At 28.7% G+C, this 15,930-nt stretch carries 15 protein-coding genes; 6 read left to right on the top strand and 9 right to left on the bottom strand.

The features are described from left to right. The first annotated feature begins 141 nt into the window (after positions 1–141). On the top strand, positions 142–972 hold the full coding sequence (locus L8W68_RS08055) for a hypothetical protein (RefSeq protein WP_263675741.1): 831 nt from the start codon (positions 142–144) through the stop codon (positions 970–972). Here L8W68_RS08055 and rseP read toward each other — a convergent pair. The 9 genes from rseP to murJ are packed head-to-tail and all read right to left on the bottom strand — an operon-like array spanning position 969 to position 11,275. Further along, positions 969–2,075, bottom strand: coding sequence for an RIP metalloprotease RseP (gene rseP / locus L8W68_RS08050; RefSeq protein WP_214098275.1), 1,107 nt, complete (start codon positions 2,073–2,075; stop codon positions 969–971). The genes L8W68_RS08055 and rseP overlap by 4 nt on opposite strands. A gap of 1 nt (position 2,076) precedes the next feature. Beyond that, positions 2,077–2,607 (bottom strand): CDP-diacylglycerol--glycerol-3-phosphate 3-phosphatidyltransferase, encoded by a 531-nt coding sequence (pgsA, locus tag L8W68_RS08045; RefSeq protein WP_263675740.1) that lies wholly within the window; start codon positions 2,605–2,607, stop codon positions 2,077–2,079. A 51-nt stretch (positions 2,608–2,658) separates the two neighbouring features. Further along, positions 2,659–3,438, bottom strand: a complete 780-nt coding sequence (locus L8W68_RS08040; protein ID WP_263675739.1) for an enoyl-ACP reductase — start codon at positions 3,436–3,438, stop codon at positions 2,659–2,661. Beyond that, a complete protein-coding gene (dapA, locus tag L8W68_RS08035) occupies positions 3,438–4,334 on the bottom strand; it encodes a 4-hydroxy-tetrahydrodipicolinate synthase (RefSeq protein ID WP_263675738.1) in 897 nt (298 codons plus the stop codon). Before dapA ends, L8W68_RS08040 begins: the two co-directional genes overlap by 1 nt. Further along, positions 4,324–5,577 carry a M16 family metallopeptidase gene (locus L8W68_RS08030; protein ID WP_263675737.1) on the bottom strand — a complete coding sequence of 418 codons (1,254 nt, stop codon included), beginning with the start codon at positions 5,575–5,577 and terminating at the stop codon, positions 4,324–4,326. Before L8W68_RS08030 ends, dapA begins: the two co-directional genes overlap by 11 nt. Beyond that, the gene (locus L8W68_RS08025) at positions 5,574–6,632 is read right to left on the bottom strand and encodes a quinone-dependent dihydroorotate dehydrogenase (protein WP_263675736.1); all 1,059 of its coding nucleotides are present in this window, start codon (positions 6,630–6,632) and stop codon (positions 5,574–5,576) included. The genes L8W68_RS08030 and L8W68_RS08025 overlap by 4 nt, the downstream gene beginning before the upstream one ends. Positions 6,633–6,682: 50 nt before the next feature. After that, entirely contained in the window at positions 6,683–8,446 is a 1,764-nt protein-coding gene (locus tag L8W68_RS08020) for an ABC transporter ATP-binding protein (protein ID WP_263675735.1), read from the bottom strand. Next, positions 8,439–9,821, bottom strand: coding sequence for a cysteine--tRNA ligase (gene cysS, locus L8W68_RS08015; RefSeq protein WP_263675734.1), 1,383 nt, complete (start codon positions 9,819–9,821; stop codon positions 8,439–8,441). The genes L8W68_RS08020 and cysS overlap by 8 nt, the downstream gene beginning before the upstream one ends. After that, positions 9,821–11,275: a murein biosynthesis integral membrane protein MurJ gene (gene murJ, locus L8W68_RS08010; RefSeq protein WP_263675733.1), complete on the bottom strand. Its 1,455-nt coding sequence runs from the start codon at positions 11,273–11,275 to the stop codon at positions 9,821–9,823. Before murJ ends, cysS begins: the two co-directional genes overlap by 1 nt. Before the next feature lie 125 nt (positions 11,276–11,400). Between murJ and L8W68_RS08005 the strand changes: the two genes are divergently transcribed. Genes L8W68_RS08005 through L8W68_RS07985 form a run of 5 tightly spaced genes read left to right on the top strand, consistent with a single transcriptional unit; the run spans position 11,401 to position 15,827 of the window. Beyond that, on the top strand, positions 11,401–13,248 hold the full coding sequence (locus tag L8W68_RS08005) for a FapA family protein (RefSeq protein ID WP_263675732.1): 1,848 nt from the start codon (positions 11,401–11,403) through the stop codon (positions 13,246–13,248). 6 nt (positions 13,249–13,254) lie between these two features. After that, positions 13,255–13,806 (top strand): Holliday junction branch migration protein RuvA, encoded by a 552-nt coding sequence (gene ruvA / locus L8W68_RS08000; RefSeq protein ID WP_263675731.1) that lies wholly within the window; start codon positions 13,255–13,257, stop codon positions 13,804–13,806. 16 nt (positions 13,807–13,822) lie between these two features. After that, entirely contained in the window at positions 13,823–14,863 is a 1,041-nt protein-coding gene (locus L8W68_RS07995) for a D-alanine--D-alanine ligase (RefSeq protein ID WP_263675730.1), read from the top strand. A 2-nt stretch (positions 14,864–14,865) separates the two neighbouring features. Further along, complete coding sequence (locus L8W68_RS07990; protein WP_012661347.1) at positions 14,866–15,081, top strand: type II toxin-antitoxin system Phd/YefM family antitoxin; 216 nt, start codon at positions 14,866–14,868, stop codon at positions 15,079–15,081. A 2-nt stretch (positions 15,082–15,083) separates the two neighbouring features. Next, complete coding sequence (locus L8W68_RS07985) at positions 15,084–15,827, top strand: alpha/beta fold hydrolase (protein ID WP_258108559.1); 744 nt, start codon at positions 15,084–15,086, stop codon at positions 15,825–15,827. Positions 15,828–15,930 lie beyond the last annotated feature (103 nt).

Below are 15,930 nucleotides of genomic sequence, written 5' to 3'. Positions count from 1 at the left end.
GAAAAATAATTGTTTTGTTGTTAAAAATATTGTTAATTAGTCATATTGTAAAAATATAATGCTATTATAAATATAAAGTTAGCAATATTTCATGTAAATGTGGAATTTTGTATCTTTATAAAATAATACATTAGAGGTTGAGTGAAAAAATACATTTTTTTAAGCTGTATATGCATAAATGCATTTGCTTTAAATTTAGAAGAAAGCTTAGGTGAGGGTGAGGCTAATATTAGCAAAGAACAAAAAACAAATACAGTTTCTAAGCAAGTATTTTTTCAAAAACCACAAGAATATCAAGCTCAAAATGTTGATTTTGGATCTTTTGCTAGTAAATCTTTAGGACAAGTTTTAAATTTAAGTTCTAAAGATAAAACAGAAGCAAATTTAGACTACAATGCTTTGAGTGTTAATATAAAAAATATCAATTCGATATTAGATTATGATAATGCTACCTTACTTTTAGAAAAACAAGCAAGAATAGATCAAGCAGAGCAAGCATATTCTTTAGGACTTATTAATCGTTATGAATTTGATGAGTTTAATTTTGGTTTTAATTATTTTAATGATCAATATAAAGAAGCTTATACTAAGAATAGCTTTGGCGCTGAATTGCAATTTAGTCATTATTTTAAAGCATATGCTAATCATTATAAGATCAAAGAAAACGATAGTGATGATAGCACAGAACTTGGGGTTGTATTTGACTTGCCATATTTGAATGTTTTAAATGTAAATTCTAATATAAAAGAATTACAAAACCAATATAACATTACTTATTCTCCAATTTCTATTTTAGATTTATCGCTTAATTATCAAGATGAAAAAACTAACGCCAAAGATCAAACAGCAATGTGGGTAAGATTTAGACTAAATTATGAGCAAAGTTTAAGTAAGCAATTTTATAATAGCTTTTACCGTAAAAACAATATAGGCGAATTTAACCGTTATGATTTTGCTACTAGGACTTATTAATTACTCATAAAACGAGTGATGTCGTTATAAGTTACAAATACCATTAAGCTTAAAAGCAAAGCCATGCCAAAATAACTAAGATATTCAAAACATACTTTTGGTACTTCTTTTTTAAAGATTAGCTCATAAAGGTTAAAAAGTATATGTCCTCCATCTAGTGCTGGAATAGGAAGTAAATTTAATACTCCAAGGTTGATAGAAATTAAAGCAGTGATTAAAAATAAAACCACTATGCTAGTATTTGCTGCTTTGGAGGTTATATCTACCATAGTGATGATTCCACCCATGTTTTTGGCATCTAACTCCCCGCTGATGATTTTAGCAAGACCTTTAAAAATAAGCAAAGAAGCCTCTATGCTTTCTTCATAAGCGTATTTTAAACTACTAATTCCTGGATGATAAATAGTAACAAACTCACCCTTAGGTGCTATGCCAATTAGTGGTTTTTGAACTTTTTGATAAAACTCATTATAACCTTGATCAATTTGCGGGGTTAGGGTGATGTTGATGAGTTTACCATCGCGTTCTATGCTAAGTAGGGTTGGTTTTATATGTACAAGTTTGCCAATTTCTTCAAAGCTTTGAATTTTAACTCCATCTATAGCTAGGATTTTATCTCCAATTTGTAAATTTGCTTTTTGTGCAGCTGAATTTGGTGCTATATTGCCAATAACAGGTGCAAGTTTTTGCACACCTAAAAAACCTATGGCTATATAAAGCAAAAATGCTAAAAAGAAATTAAAAAATGGTCCTGCAAAAAGTATGTAAATTCTAGCTAGAGGACTTAGAGTGTTATAGCTATTTGGTTCGTAATTTTTTTCACTAGGATTTAAATCATCTTGTCCTTTAAGTTTAACATAACCACCAAAAGGTAGAGCAGATAAGCGATATTCTGTGTTTTTGTAAATTTTTTTAAAAACAGCTTTTCCAAAGCCTATACTAAAAATTTCTACATCGACTTTCATATGTTTTGCGGCTAAAAAATGTCCTAGCTCGTGAAAAAAAATTAAAAAAGATATAACCAAAAGCGTTATTAAAAAGCTAAAAGAATAAAATTTAAAGCCAATAGCTAAGATAATAAATAAAAATAAATATGATTTCAAATTATACCTTTTTTAAATGTTTTATATAAGCTAGTATGTATTCAAAAGCTGAATAAAGTGTAAGTACTAAGGCAATAAATAACAATGTATTAGCAAAAGGCCATTGCATGATTAAAAATATAATGGCTATCATTTGAAAGGTTGTTTTTATTTTTCCTGCAAAAGAAGCACTTACATCAAATTTTTCACTCACCATAACCACTCTAAAACCGGTTATAAAAAATTCCCTTACTAAAATAATATAAACCATCCAAGGATCGGCTTTTTGGGTGAGTAATAATCCTAAAAAAGCAGCCAAAACAAGCATTTTATCCGCTAGTGGGTCTATAATAGCTCCAAGTTTTGTAGTTTGATTCCAAGTTCTTGCAATATAACCATCAAAAAAATCAGTCAAGGCGGCTATACCAAAAACAACACAAGCAAAATAATTTACCCAACTAGGATGAATATTTTCAAAATCATTAATAAGCAAAAAAAACAAAAGTGGAGCTAATAATATCCTTATAAATGCTAAGATATTAGGTAAATTCATTGTTTATTAATCCTTGTGTTTAAAGAAAATACCCCAAAATGGGGTAATGAATCATTTAAAAGTGGTACCACCATCTACGATTAAAGTGTGTCCTGTGATCCAATTTGCTTTATCAGAACATAAAAATAAACATGCTCCTGCTAAATCTTGAGGTTGTCCAATACGGTTTAATGGACTAAGATTAATAGTTGCATTTTTAACTTCTTCATAATTTGTAAATGCTTTAAGCGCATCAGTGTCAATTGGCCCACCACTTACTACATTTACACGGATGTTTTTAGAACCAAGTTCGGTTGCAGCATATCTTGCCATAGCCTCAACTGCTGCTTTTGCTGTACCGTGTCCTGCATAATTTTCAATATGTACTAAATTTCCTGTTGAGGAAATAGATAATATACTACCTCCACCAACTTTTTCTATTCTTCTTGCTGCTTCTTGTGCTCCAACTACAAATGCATTTACAGTTGCTGTGAAAATATTATTTATTCCACGAGGTTTTAATTTCATAAATTTAGTATATCCACCTACAACGGCACGACCTGAGATAATAGCATTAGAGATGAAAAAATCTATTCTGTCAAAATCTTGATCGATTTTTTCAAATAAGTCTTTATAAGTTTCTGGCTCAAGTATGTTAAACTCATAAGCCTTTGCTTTGATTTTATAGTTATTTTCTAAATCTTTTATAATTTCTTGAGCTAAATCTGCATTAGAATTATAAGTAAAAGCTACATTAGCTCCTGCTTTTGCAAACTCATATACAATAGCTTTACCAATCCCTCTTGTTCCACCGCTAATTACTAAAGTTTTATTTTGAAAAAAAGTATCCATTAAAATCCTTTTATGTTATAGTTTTTCATAATCGCTTCTATTTTTGCTAAATTGCAATCACTAGGTTTACAAAGTGGCAAACGATATTCTAAAGTAGGAGTTAAACCTGCTATATACATTGCTGCTTTAATAGGTATAGGATTGCTTTCGCAAAATAAAATTTTATTGATATTATACAACTCATCATTAATTTTTTTAGCTTCAATATATTTTTCTTCTAAAGCCAGATGAGTTAATTTTGAAATCATATCAGGAAGTAAATTTGAAGTAACTGAAATCACACCTTTACCGCCATTTGAAAGTATAGGATAATTAATTGCATCTTCACCACTTAAAAGCATCATTCTAGGCTCATGTGCTAGCAAATCAACGCATTTATCAATGCTCCCACTAGCTTCTTTTACCCCATAAATATTTTCACAATCTCTAAATAATCTTATAATGGTTTCTGTTTGAAGTTCACAACCTGTTCTTCCTGGCACGTTATATAAAAGCACAGGTATATCTATGCTTTTTGCTATTTCTTTGTAGTGTAAATACAAACCTTCTTGTGTGGGTTTGTTATAATATGGAGTAACGCTTAAAATACCATCAGCTCCATGCTCTTGTGCAAACTTAGCCAAACTTACAGCTTCATGGGTAGCATTGCTTCCTGCTCCTGCTAAAACCTTACAAGAACTTCCCTTGCAAGCATCTAGTGCTATTTCTATACAAATTCTATGTTCTTCATGGGTTAAGGTGGCACTTTCTCCGGTTGTTCCAACAGGCACTACTACATCAATCCCATTTGCGATTTGTCTTTTGATGAGTTTGTGGTAAGTTTGTTCATCTAATTTTCCATTTTTAAATGGAGTTATTAAAGCTGTCATTGCTCCTATGATGATTTTATTGTCCATTTTCACCCCTTTTTAAAATTATTGTAGTAGATTTGTTTTCATTGAAGTATTTTTTAGCACAATGAATTAAATCATCTTTGCTTAGATTTTCTATATTTTTTTCATAATCAAGCAAAGGCTTTAAATCGCCTTTTGCAAGATAAGAGCCATAAATATTTGCAACACTGCTTGCATTGCTTAGTGAAAAGATAAAATCACTTTTTACAGTATTTTTGATTTTTTCCATGATAGTATCATCAAATTTGGCATTTTTTACATCTTCAAGAATTTTTAAAAGCTCTTTTTCAACATCTTCTGCTTTTATACCTTCATTACAAACGCAAATAAATATAAATAAATTCTCATCTATATTTTCACTTGCATAAGCATAAAATTCATTGATTAATTCTAATTTATCAATTAAGATTTCACTGATTAAAGAACTTTTTCCATTTCCCAAAAGTTCGCTTAATGCACAAAGTTTTGGCATATCTTCATGATTAAATGCAGGAATTTTATATGCAAGTGCTAATAATTGTGTGTCGCTTTCTTTGTGTAAGATCACGCGTTTAGCACCATCTTGCTCAGGTTCTTTTTCATGAACTATAGGGATTTCTTTGGTATTTTTTATATCTTGAAAATGTTTTTTAGCTAAAGCAAAAACTTCATCTTCGTTAATATCGCCACTCACAAGTAAAATAGCATTTTTAGGTTGATAAAAAGTTTGATGAAAATCTTGTATATCTTCTATTTTCCAATTTTGTATATCTTTAAAAAAGCCTATCGGGGTCCAGTGATATGGATGGTGTAAAAAGGCATGGTTGTATAATCTAAAATACAAATATCCTAAAGGATTATTATCAGTTCTCCAACGCCTTTCTTCTAAAACTACATTTCTTTCAGGCTGAAACTCATCATCTTTTAAATTTAAATTACGCATTAATTCAGCAAAAAGCCATAAAGACTTATCTAAATTTTCACTAGAGCATTTTATAAAATAATGCGTATAGTCAAAGCCCGTGCTTGCATTATCCACTCCGCCAAAACCTTTGACTATTTCATCAAATTCACCTGCTTTTAAATTTTTTGTACTTTTAAAATTTAAATGTTCAAGCATATGGGCTATGCCACTTTTTCCCATTTTTTCATTTCTTGAGCCAACTTTATAAAAAATATCTATACTTATAACCCCACTTTTTTTATTTACAGGTAAAGTATAAATTTCAAGTTCATTTTCAAGGGTGATTTTTTTATAATTAATCATTTAAAATTAACTCCTATAGCTTGACTAATATGATTAAAACCATCTTGTTTTAAAAGTTCAATTAAACCTTGATTGATATTTTTAACAATGCTTGGCCCTTTAAAAATCATAGCTGTATAAATTTGAACCAAACTAGCCCCATTTTTAATGCGCTCATAAGCAAGTTCAGCACTATCTATGCCTCCACTTGCTATTAAAATAGTATCTTGATAAATTTCTTTAGCTACTTCTTTAAAAAATGTCGCACTTTTTTGAGTGATCAATCTACCACTAATTCCACCAAAAGTTCTTGCATTATCAATCAAAGAATAATCTATACTAGTATTTGCCATGATAATACCATCAGCTTTTGCACTAATAGCACTTTTGCAAAGTGAAATTGCACTGTCTATATTCATATCTGGAGCAATTTTTAAAATCACAGGTTTATTCGTGATTTCTTTTGCTTGGTTAAATAAAGTACTTACAAATTCCTCACTTTGTAAATCTCTTAAATTTTTGGTATTTGGAGAGGATATATTAACCACAAATAAATCACATAAATCTTTAAATTCTTTTAATAAAATAATATAATCATTAATAGCTTCTTCATTTGGGGTGATTTTGTTTTTACCTATATTTGCTATTAAAGGTATACTAAATGGATAGACTTTTTTTACTTCTTTTGCAATGGCGTCTTTACCTTTATTATTAAAACCCATAGCATTTTGAATACTTTCTTGTTCAACAAGTCTAAAAAGTCTAGGTTTTTCATTACCATTTTGAGGTTTTGGGGTGAAAGTTCCATATTCTAAAAAGCCAAAACCTAAAGCACTTAGCGGTCTTATCATCGTGGCGTTTTTATCAAAGCCACCTGCTAAGCCCACAGGATTATAAAAATTTAGATTAAAAATTTCTTGATTTAAAATTTCATCATTTATCACACAATCTTTTGCAAAAAAACTAAGCCCTCCAGGAAATATACAATCTAGTGTTCGCATACTAAATTCAGCTAAAGCATGAGCATTTTCTGGATCTAATTTATATATTAAAGGTTTTAAGCTTTCATAGGTCATATTTTTCCTTTTTTACAAAATAGTATATTGTACTAAAAAAATGATAATTCTTAGTTTTCATTTTCTTTATCTTTGTCAGTTTTTTGTACTTTTTGTTTTAATTTTTGATAAATTTCACAATTTTTCATTAAATAAGCATCATTTCCTATAGAAGCTATTTTTCCTTTATCAAGTACAGCAATTTTATCAGCATTTTCTATAGTGCTAAGTCTATGAGCGATGATGAGTATCAAACGATCTTTTTTTAAGCTTTCTATAGTTTTTACTATGGCTTTTTCACTTTCATTATCAAGTGCTGAAGTTGCTTCATCAAAAATTAAAATTTGAGGATTTTTATATAAAGCCCTTGCTATAGCAATGCGTTGTTTTTGTCCGCCGGAGAGATTTTTCCCATGTTCTTTTAATTCAGTATGTATACCACCAAGTTCTTGAACAAAATCATAAGCATTAGCTTGTTTTAAAACCTCTATTACACGTGCTTCATCGTATTCTTTAGCATAAGCAATATTTTGAGCTATAGTGTCATTAAATATATAAATATTTTGAGTTACCAAAGAGATATTCTCTCTTAAGCTAACAATATCAAAAGAACTAATATCTTTTTGATTGATTAAAATTTCACCGCTATCTTTTTCAAAAAAATACATTAAAAGATTAATAATAGAAGATTTCCCGCCACCGCTTGATCCAACTAAGGCTAGAATTTCTCCTTTGTTAAAAGAAAAATTTACATCTTTTAATACCATTTTGTCTTTTTGATAGCTTAAAGAGACATTTTTAAAATGAATATTTTGGATATTTTCTGTAAGTTTTTCATTGCCACCTTTAATTTGTGGTTCTAAATCAGTTAGATAAAAAGTTCTTTCACTTGCTGCTACTGCATTTTGCAATCTTGTATAAAGTGAAGAAAGTCTTTTAATAGGAGTATAAGCCATAAATAAAGCTGTAGTAAAGCTAAAAAAAGAACCTATACTTAAACTTCCATCGATTACTTCTTTGCCACCTATTATAATTACTATTGCAAAGCCAATTGAACCCATAGATTCCATTAAAGGGCTACTTAAAGCTTCGATTCTAATGCCTTTTAAGGAAAGTTTGCAAACTTCGCTATTGGTTTGGCTGAATTTTTGCATTTCATTTTTACTTGCATTAGAAGCTTTAATAAGTTCTATATTAGAAAAGATTTCGCTTAATCTTGAAGTAAGGTCAGAATTTTTTTCTTGGGTATTGCGTCCTATTTTTTTAATTTTCTTAGCAAAAATAGCAAGAGGATAGATTGCTAAAGGTAAAATTACTAAAGCAAAAAAAGCAAGTTTTGGACTTTGATAAATTACCACACTTAAAAGTCCAATCGCGGTTAAACTTTCTCTTAAAATTTCAGGTATTATAGTAGAAACTATATTTTGTAAAGCTCCAATATCAGAAGTACACCTGCTGATTAATTCTCCACTTCTGTATTTATGAAAAAAACTCATATCTAAGCGCAAAAGATTGCCAAGAACTAATTCTCTTAATCTTCTTAAAATATCTGTCCCAACATAAGATATATAATAAACTTGCATATAAGCGCCAAGATTTTTTAAAGCATAAATTAAAATAACAAGCAAAGGCATATAATAAAGCAATTGAGCGTTTTTTTCTATAAAAATTTTATTTAAAATAGGCTCTATGATGTATGCACTAGCTGCTGTGCCACCACTGGTTAAAAGCATGCCAATAATAGCTAAAACAAAATAAAACCAATAATCTTTATAATAAGGCTTAAAGCGAGTAAAAACTTCTTTAAGCTTCATTTCTTTATAATTTTTATCCATTTTTCTCCCATACCACACCATTTGGTGTATCCATTAAAAGAATATTCTCTTTAGCTAAATCATCGCGAATTTGATCTGCTAAGGCATAGTTTTTTTCTTGCTTTGCCTTGTTGCGCAGAGCGATTTTTTCTTCTATTTCTTGACATTTTTCTTCACTAATGCCAAATTGAAAATATTTTATAGTATCTATAAAACCTATACCAAAAATAAAAGAAAGTTCTTTTAAGGTTTTTTCTAATTGTATTTTATAAGTTTTATCTTTTGGGTTTTGATCTAAGTAAATATTACTTTCATTAATAAACTCATCAAGTAAAGCTAAGGCTTTAGAGGTATTTAAATCATCATTTAAAACTTCTAAGATATTTTTAGCTACTTCACTTTCTATGGTAATTTTTTCATCTATAAAAGCATTTAAATTTAAGCGTTTTTTTAAGCGGTAAAATTTATCAAGTCTTTTTTTAGCAGCTTGTAAGTCTTCTAAAGCATAGTTAAAATGCGCTCTATAATGCACACTTAAAAGATAAAATCTCAAAATTTCTCCACTAAAAAGCTTTAAAGAATCTTTTAGAAAAAAGCTATTTCCCAAGCTTTTGCTCATTTTTTCACCATTAATTTGCACAAAGCCATTGTGTAGCCAAAAATTGGCTAATTCATGATTGTTTTTACAACGACACTGACAAGCTTCATTTTCATGATGAGGAAAAAGTAAGTCTATACCCCCTGCATGAATATCAAGTTTATCTTTAAAAATACTTTCTATCATCACAACGCATTCTGTGTGCCAACCTGGTCTTCCTTTGCCAAAACTTGCAGGATAAAATTTTTCATCAAATTTCCATAAAACAAAATCGCTATCATTTTTTTTAGCCACGCTTTCTTCTAGGCGTGATTGATTATCTTCTAAATTTCTTTTAGAGATATAAAAGTATTTATCATCTTTGCTAGTATCAAAATAAATCCCATCTTCAAGTTTATAAGCTAGGTTTAATTCTAAAAGTTTTTCTATATATATAATCATTTGCTCAATATAAGCTGTAGCCTTTGGTTTAAAATCAGGTTCTAAGATATTAAGCGCTTGCATATCTTCTTCATATCTTTTAATATAAAAATTTGTAATTTCTTCTAAACTTTTGCCACTTTCTTGCATTTTTTTTAAGATTTTATCATCAATATCAGTGTAATTTCTAGCAAAAACTACTTTATAATCATTTGCTAGCAAAACTCTTCTTAAAAAATCAAAACACACACTACTTCTTGCATGTCCTAAATGCGCATCATCATATACAGTAGGCCCGCATAGATAAATGCTTGCTTTTTTTGCCTCATGTGGGATAAATTCGCATTTTTTCTTTAAAACACTATCAAAAAAAAACATTAAAACAAACCTTTAAAAAAATGATAAATTTCAATTAAAAATTGTATTAAAATATCTTTAATTTCAAATAAGCCTAAAGCAAATAAACTTAAAAATACTATGCTAATAAGCCAAAATTTAACCCTAAAAATACCCCAAAGATTTTTAAAGCCAAATTCTTTAATATTAGCATATAATAAATAAAAAGCACTAATAGATGAAGCTAATGCAATGCCTAAGCTCTTATAAGCTTCTTCTTTGATAAGTAAAATAATCACTATACTAAAAAATGCTGATATAAAAAGTGTTTTAAAGGCTATTATAGCGGCTATTTTTTGTTTAAATTTAGCATAAAGCCATAAAGAAAAAAGTTTTTGTAAGCCAAAAGGTAAAAGTCCTAAAAGATAAGCTTGTAATAAAAATGCAGTGATTTTTGTATCTTCTTGATTAAAATTTCCTCTTTGAAATAAAAACTCCACAATTTCTTTAGCTAAAATAATCCCTACTATGCTAGCTAAGATTAAAAGCACACTTAAATATTCAAAAGCTTTTTGCATAAAAGCTAAGGCTTTTTGTTCTTCATTTGCTTTTAAATGTCTTAGTATTTTTGGAAAACTTACTTGACTTAGTGCGATTGCAAAAAGAGCTAAAGGAAGCTGAAAAACCCTATTAGAATAATACAAATACGAAATGCTTCCAGCCATTAAAAAACTAGCTATAGTAGTATCTAATAATGAACTAATTTGATTTGCCGAAGAGCCTAAAAGTCCATGAGTAAATGTAGAGTGGAACTTATCTAAATTAGTCTTTGTTTTTTTAAGTTTTATGCTTAAATACATACTTTTTAAAATTCTAGTGTTTTTTAAAGCAAAAATATGCCATATAAGTTGAGCTAGACCACTTAAAACAGTCGCATACGAAAAATAATACAAAGCTTCTAAAGGTTTATCTTGAGTGACAAAAAATCCGGCAATCACAACAAAAAGATTAAAAAATGAAGCAGAAAAAGAAGTGATGAAAAAATTTTGTTTATAATTTAACAAAGAGCCTAAAAAAGTTACTAAAAAAATAAAAAACAAATACCAAAAATTAATAGAAACTAAAGGCGCAGCTAGAATGATCGTTTCTTTGTTAAAACCAAAAGCGAAAATCTTTGTAAAAAATTCAGCAAAAAAACTCACTAAAACACAGGTTAAAAAAACAATAATACTAAATTGTAATAAGACATTTATACAAAAAGCACCTTTTTTACTTGCTTTTAAAAAACTTGGTAAAAAAGCTTGTCCAAAAGCTCCTTCTGCAAAAATTCTTCTAAAAAAAGCAGGCATTTTTAAGGCCACAAAGAAAATATCACTATAAATTCCAGCACCTAAATATAAAGCTAAAACAATATCTCTTAAAACACCCATAATCCTAGAAAATAAAATTCCCAAGGCATTGATGATGAAATTTTTAAAAATAATATTTTTTCTCATTAATTTTCATTCTTTAAACATTAGTTTGAGTATTATAAAATTTTTTAATAGCAATAATTTTAACTAAATTTTGATTTTATTTTTGCTAAAATCAAAATTTTATACACAATAAGGAAGCTTAAGCTATGGAAGAGAAGAAAATTTTATATACTAAAGACCCTTATAAAGAGCTTTTGATATTTGCTTCTGAAAATAAATGCGAAGTTGATGAACTTGATTTTAGATTGTTAAGTTTTAGTACTTCTTATACTTATGATAATCAAGAATGGATAAAAGTTAATGAAAAAGAATTAAAAATTTTTGAAGAAGATGAAAAATTTTTAATTCATGATTTAAGTATAGAGCAAGAGTATAAAATAGAAATTTATTTTAAAAAAATTGCACGTATACCAACTTTTGAAGTTAGCTTGCATGCTAATGAGCTTTGTACTTTATTAAAAGCTAGTGTTAGAGCTAGTGAAGCTATTACTTTTCATGATAAATTAGCACTAGAGCTTTTAGAGGCTATTTATAAAGCGATGATAAAAGAAAAATATTTGCTTGGATTTAGAATTTTTGATTTTAAAAAGCAAATTATTGATTTTAATACTAAAGTTAAAGAAAAGCAAAAATTTGATTTTGAAGTTGAATTTGAAGTATGTAAGGGAGTTAATCCACAAGAGCCTACAAATGAAGAAATAAAATATCATTATCTAGAAAATTTAAAAAAACACAATGATGTGATGAATAGAAACTATGTAGCACCTATAGGAAAAGATGAGGTGGCTATTGAGAGGATTAAACCAAAAGAGGGTAGTGACGGTAAAGATTTAAGATTTAAAATTTTAAAAGCTCTCCCACCAAAAACAAACAAAGAAAAAGTTATTTGTTCGGATAATTTTGAAGTTAAAGAAGATGATGAAAGTATAAAATATATTGCCAAAAAAGATGGCTTTATTATCCAAAAAAAATCTATTTATGAGATAGAAAATTATTTAGAGTTTAACAAGGTTGATTTTAAAAGTACAGGTTCTATTTGGGCAGGTTTTGATAAGCAAGTTATTATTGTGATTAAAAATACAAATAGCTTAGAAGATGCAATAGGTCCTAGGATTACTGTTGAGGCTCAGGAATTAGAAGTTACTGGCAATATGGCTCAAGATTCTGTCTTAAGAGGTAAAAAAGTAATTCTTAAAGGTAATATGCATCATAAAAGCACTATTATAGGGCAAAAGGTTGAGGTTAATATCTTAAGAGGATATTGTGAGGCCGAGGAAGTTTTTGCTGAAACTTTAGAAAATGGCTCTATCAAGGCTAAAAAAGTAAATATTAAAAAGGCTGTGGGTGGGGAGATTATTGCTGATGAAATTTATATACAAGAACTTGGTGGAAATTGTTTATGTAGTGCTAAAAGTTTAATCCGCGTTGAAAAAATTCAAGGAAGTGGCAATAAACTTGTAATTCAAGATCTCAAAGCTTTTGATAAAGAAAAAAGTGGCGAGGAAATACTTTTGCATATTGAAGAGTTAAAAAAAGAACAAGAAAATTTAGTCAAAGAAATTGAAGAAACCAAGCATACTATCCATGTGAGTAAAGATTCTGTGAGAATTTTACAGCAAAAGGCAAAAGAATTAATGAGCACAAAAAGAGCTATACCACAAGCTTATAAGATTACTATTAAAGATTTTAATCAAAAGATTGAAAATTTAAATATTTTAGCTAATAAGATAGAAACTTTAAAAGAGGAAGAAAAAGCAAATATAGAAAAGCTTAAAAAAATTCAAGATGAACTTTTAAAATCAAAAATTATTAATAAAAGTGGAAAATGGATGGATTTAAACGAAGTTAAATTTGTTTTATTAAATCCTAGAAAAGAATTAAGTTATCATCCGCGTAATGATGAGATGATTGAGTGTTTTGAACTTGAAAAGATAGATGCTGAAGATGGAGTAAGTGTTTATGAAATTCGCTCTATTAGTAATTACAAGGAATAAACTATAATGATAGTGGCAATTGAAGGAATAGTGAGTAAAAAAGAACCTACTTTTGTAATTTTAAAAACTTCAAGTGGGGTAAGTTATGGTGTTTATGTGTCGCTTTTTTGCTCAAGTAATTTTGAAAAAGATCAAAAGGTTGAGTTTTTAATCACGCAAATTATCAAAGAAGACTCTCATAAATTATATGGATTTTTAGACATTAACGAGCAAAGAATGTTTGAATTATTAATCAAAATTAGTGGTATAGGAGCAACTACTGCTATGGCACTTTGCTCAAGTTTAGATACTAATACTTTCTATGCAGCTTTGCAAAGTGGCGATGAGAGTGTTTTTAAAAAGGTTCCTGGTATTGGTCCAAAGAGTGCAAAAAGAATTATAGCTGAGTTAAGTGATGCAAAAATCAATATAGAAAATTCTAATCAAGATCAAGCACAAGCTTTAGCAGCCTTACTTTCACTTGGTTTTAAACAAGAAAATATTTTAAAGGTTTTAAGAACTTGTAAGAGTAAAAATACTAGTGAGCTTATTAAAGAGGCTTTGAAAAAATTAGCATAATAAAAGGAAAAATATAATGATATATGGTGTAATTTTTGGTGCAAATTCTTATGAGCATGAAATTAGCATTGTGAGTGCTGTGGTATTAAAAAAAGTACTCAAAGCGCAAAAAAAATTTATATTTTGTGATAAAAATAAGGAATTTTTTCTTATAGATGAAGAAAAAATGAATGCAAAAACTTTTAGTAGTGGTGCTTATAAAAAAGAAAAAGCTTTAATACTAAAACAGGGTGGGTTTTTTATAAAAACCATGTTAGGCGAGAAAAAACTTGACATTGATGTAGCGGTAAATATCGTACATGGAAAAGATGGCGAAGATGGCAAAATAGCTGCTTTGCTTGATTTTTATGGTATAAAATACATAGGACCGCGCATAGAAGCTAGTGTTTTATCTTTTAATAAGGTTTTAACTAAACTTTATGCACAAAGCGTAGGGGTGAAAACACTTGATTATAAGGTTTTAAATTTGCATAAAGAGCAAAATGTATCTTTGGACTTTCCTTGTATTTTAAAGCCCGCAAGATTAGGTAGCAGCATAGGTATAAGTATAGTTAAAGATGAAAGTGAGCTTAAATATGCTAAAGATGTTGCTTTTGAATTTGATGAGGATGTTGTGGTTGAAAAATTTGTAAGCAATATTAAAGAATATAACTTAGCAGGTTGTATGATAGATGAAAAAATGGAATTTTCTATCATTGAAGAGCCTAGAAAAAATGAAATTTTAGATTTTGAACAAAAATATTTAGGTTTTTCAGAAAGTTCTAAAGTCAGTGAAGCAAATATTAGTGAAGAATTAAAGCAAAAACTAAAGGATAATTTTACAAGAATTTATAATCCTTTATTTAAAGGAGCTTTGATTCGCTGTGATTTTTTTGTGATAGATGATGAGGTTTATTTAAATGAGATCAATCCAAATCCAGGATCATTGGCAAATTATTTATTTGAAGATTTTACTAATACAGTTGATAATTTAGCAAAAAATATAGAGCTAGAAAAGCAAATTAAGATTGATTATGCTTTTATTCACAGCATTAATGGGCAAAAAGGTAAATTATAATCATGGCTACTTTTAGCAAAGATGAAATTTATACTGCAACTGAAGTAGTAAGAAATTTCAGCACTATGCTTGAAAAAACAAAAAAAAGCGAAAACGGTAGAGTGGTGATTGTAAAAAATAATAAATTTGAAGCCGTGCTTTTGAGCTTTGAAGAATATGAGCGTTTAAATGAAGCTGTAATGCTTTTAGAAAAAATTTATAAAGATAAAAAAGGCTAGAAATGGCAAAAACTAGAGTATATTCTAATGGATATTTTTATAATTTAAGCTATGAAATCATCAATCCAAAATGTGAAAAAACAATTCTTATTTTACACGGTTGGGGTGCTAATAAAGAGCTTATGAAACAAGCTTTTGAAAAGTCTTTGAATGATTTTAAACAAATTTATTTAGATTTACCTGGTTTTGGAAATTCAAGCATAGATGCACCTATGGATTCTTATGCTTATGCCAAGGTTGTAGAAGACTTTTTAACTACAATTGAGCAAAAGGCAGATTATTTAATGGGGCATTCTTTTGGCGGAAAAGTTGCGACTATTATGTGTCAAAATGCTAATTTTCAGGGTTTGATTTTACTTTCTAGTGCAGGTGTGGTTTTGCCAAAAAGCTTTAAAGTGAGGTTTAAAATAGCCTTATTTAAAATTTTAAAAAATCTTCCTTATGGGGATTTTTGGAGGAAATTTTTTATTAGCAAAGACGCTCAAGGCATGAGTGAAGTGATGTATGAAACCTTTAAGAAGGTTGTTAATGAAAATTTAGAAAATGAATTTCAAAAGCTTAAAAACCCTATTTTGATTTTTTGGGGTAATGAAGATAAGGCTACGCCTTTAAAAAGTGGAGCGATTATCCACTCTCTAGCACAAAAAGGAAATTTTTTTGCATTAGATGGGGATCATTTTTTCTTTTTAAAACATGCTGATTTTATAAATGAAAAAATACATGAGGAATTTTTAAAAAATGATTAGTATGATAGCTTTTTTAAGTTTGAATTTTTTACTTGGATTTTATCTGATTTTAGTTTTGCAATGGTATTCTTATAAATTCTCACGCATAATTTTACATTTTGCT

The organism is Campylobacter sp. FU_497 (genome assembly GCF_025772425.1).
Classification (GTDB): domain Bacteria; phylum Campylobacterota; class Campylobacteria; order Campylobacterales; family Campylobacteraceae; genus Campylobacter_D; species Campylobacter_D lari_C.
Note: the sequence above shows the minus strand (reverse complement) of the source record. Positions and strands in the feature narration are given on the sequence as shown.

Bases quoted from the DNA above. Each gene is read 5' to 3' on its own strand.
- pgsA (WP_263675740.1), bottom strand. From the start codon at position 2,607: ATGAATTTACCTAATATCTTAGCATTTATAAGGATATTATTAGCTCCA.
- L8W68_RS08040 (WP_263675739.1), bottom strand. From the start codon at position 3,438: ATGGATACTTTTTTTCAAAATAAAACTTTAGTAATTAGCGGTGGAACA.
- dapA (WP_263675738.1), bottom strand. From the start codon at position 4,334: ATGGACAATAAAATCATCATAGGAGCAATGACAGCTTTAATAACTCCA.
- L8W68_RS08030 (WP_263675737.1), bottom strand. From the start codon at position 5,577: ATGATTAATTATAAAAAAATCACCCTTGAAAATGAACTTGAAATTTAT.
- L8W68_RS08025 (WP_263675736.1), bottom strand. From the start codon at position 6,632: ATGACCTATGAAAGCTTAAAACCTTTAATATATAAATTAGATCCAGAA.
- L8W68_RS08020 (WP_263675735.1), bottom strand. From the start codon at position 8,446: ATGGATAAAAATTATAAAGAAATGAAGCTTAAAGAAGTTTTTACTCGC.
- cysS (WP_263675734.1), bottom strand. From the start codon at position 9,821: ATGTTTTTTTTTGATAGTGTTTTAAAGAAAAAATGCGAATTTATCCCA.
- murJ (WP_263675733.1), bottom strand. From the start codon at position 11,275: ATGAGAAAAAATATTATTTTTAAAAATTTCATCATCAATGCCTTGGGA.
- L8W68_RS08005 (WP_263675732.1), top strand. From the start codon at position 11,401: ATGGAAGAGAAGAAAATTTTATATACTAAAGACCCTTATAAAGAGCTT.
- ruvA (WP_263675731.1), top strand. From the start codon at position 13,255: ATGATAGTGGCAATTGAAGGAATAGTGAGTAAAAAAGAACCTACTTTT.
- L8W68_RS07995 (WP_263675730.1), top strand. From the start codon at position 13,823: ATGATATATGGTGTAATTTTTGGTGCAAATTCTTATGAGCATGAAATT.
- L8W68_RS07990 (WP_012661347.1), top strand. From the start codon at position 14,866: ATGGCTACTTTTAGCAAAGATGAAATTTATACTGCAACTGAAGTAGTA.
- L8W68_RS07985 (WP_258108559.1), top strand. From the start codon at position 15,084: ATGGCAAAAACTAGAGTATATTCTAATGGATATTTTTATAATTTAAGC.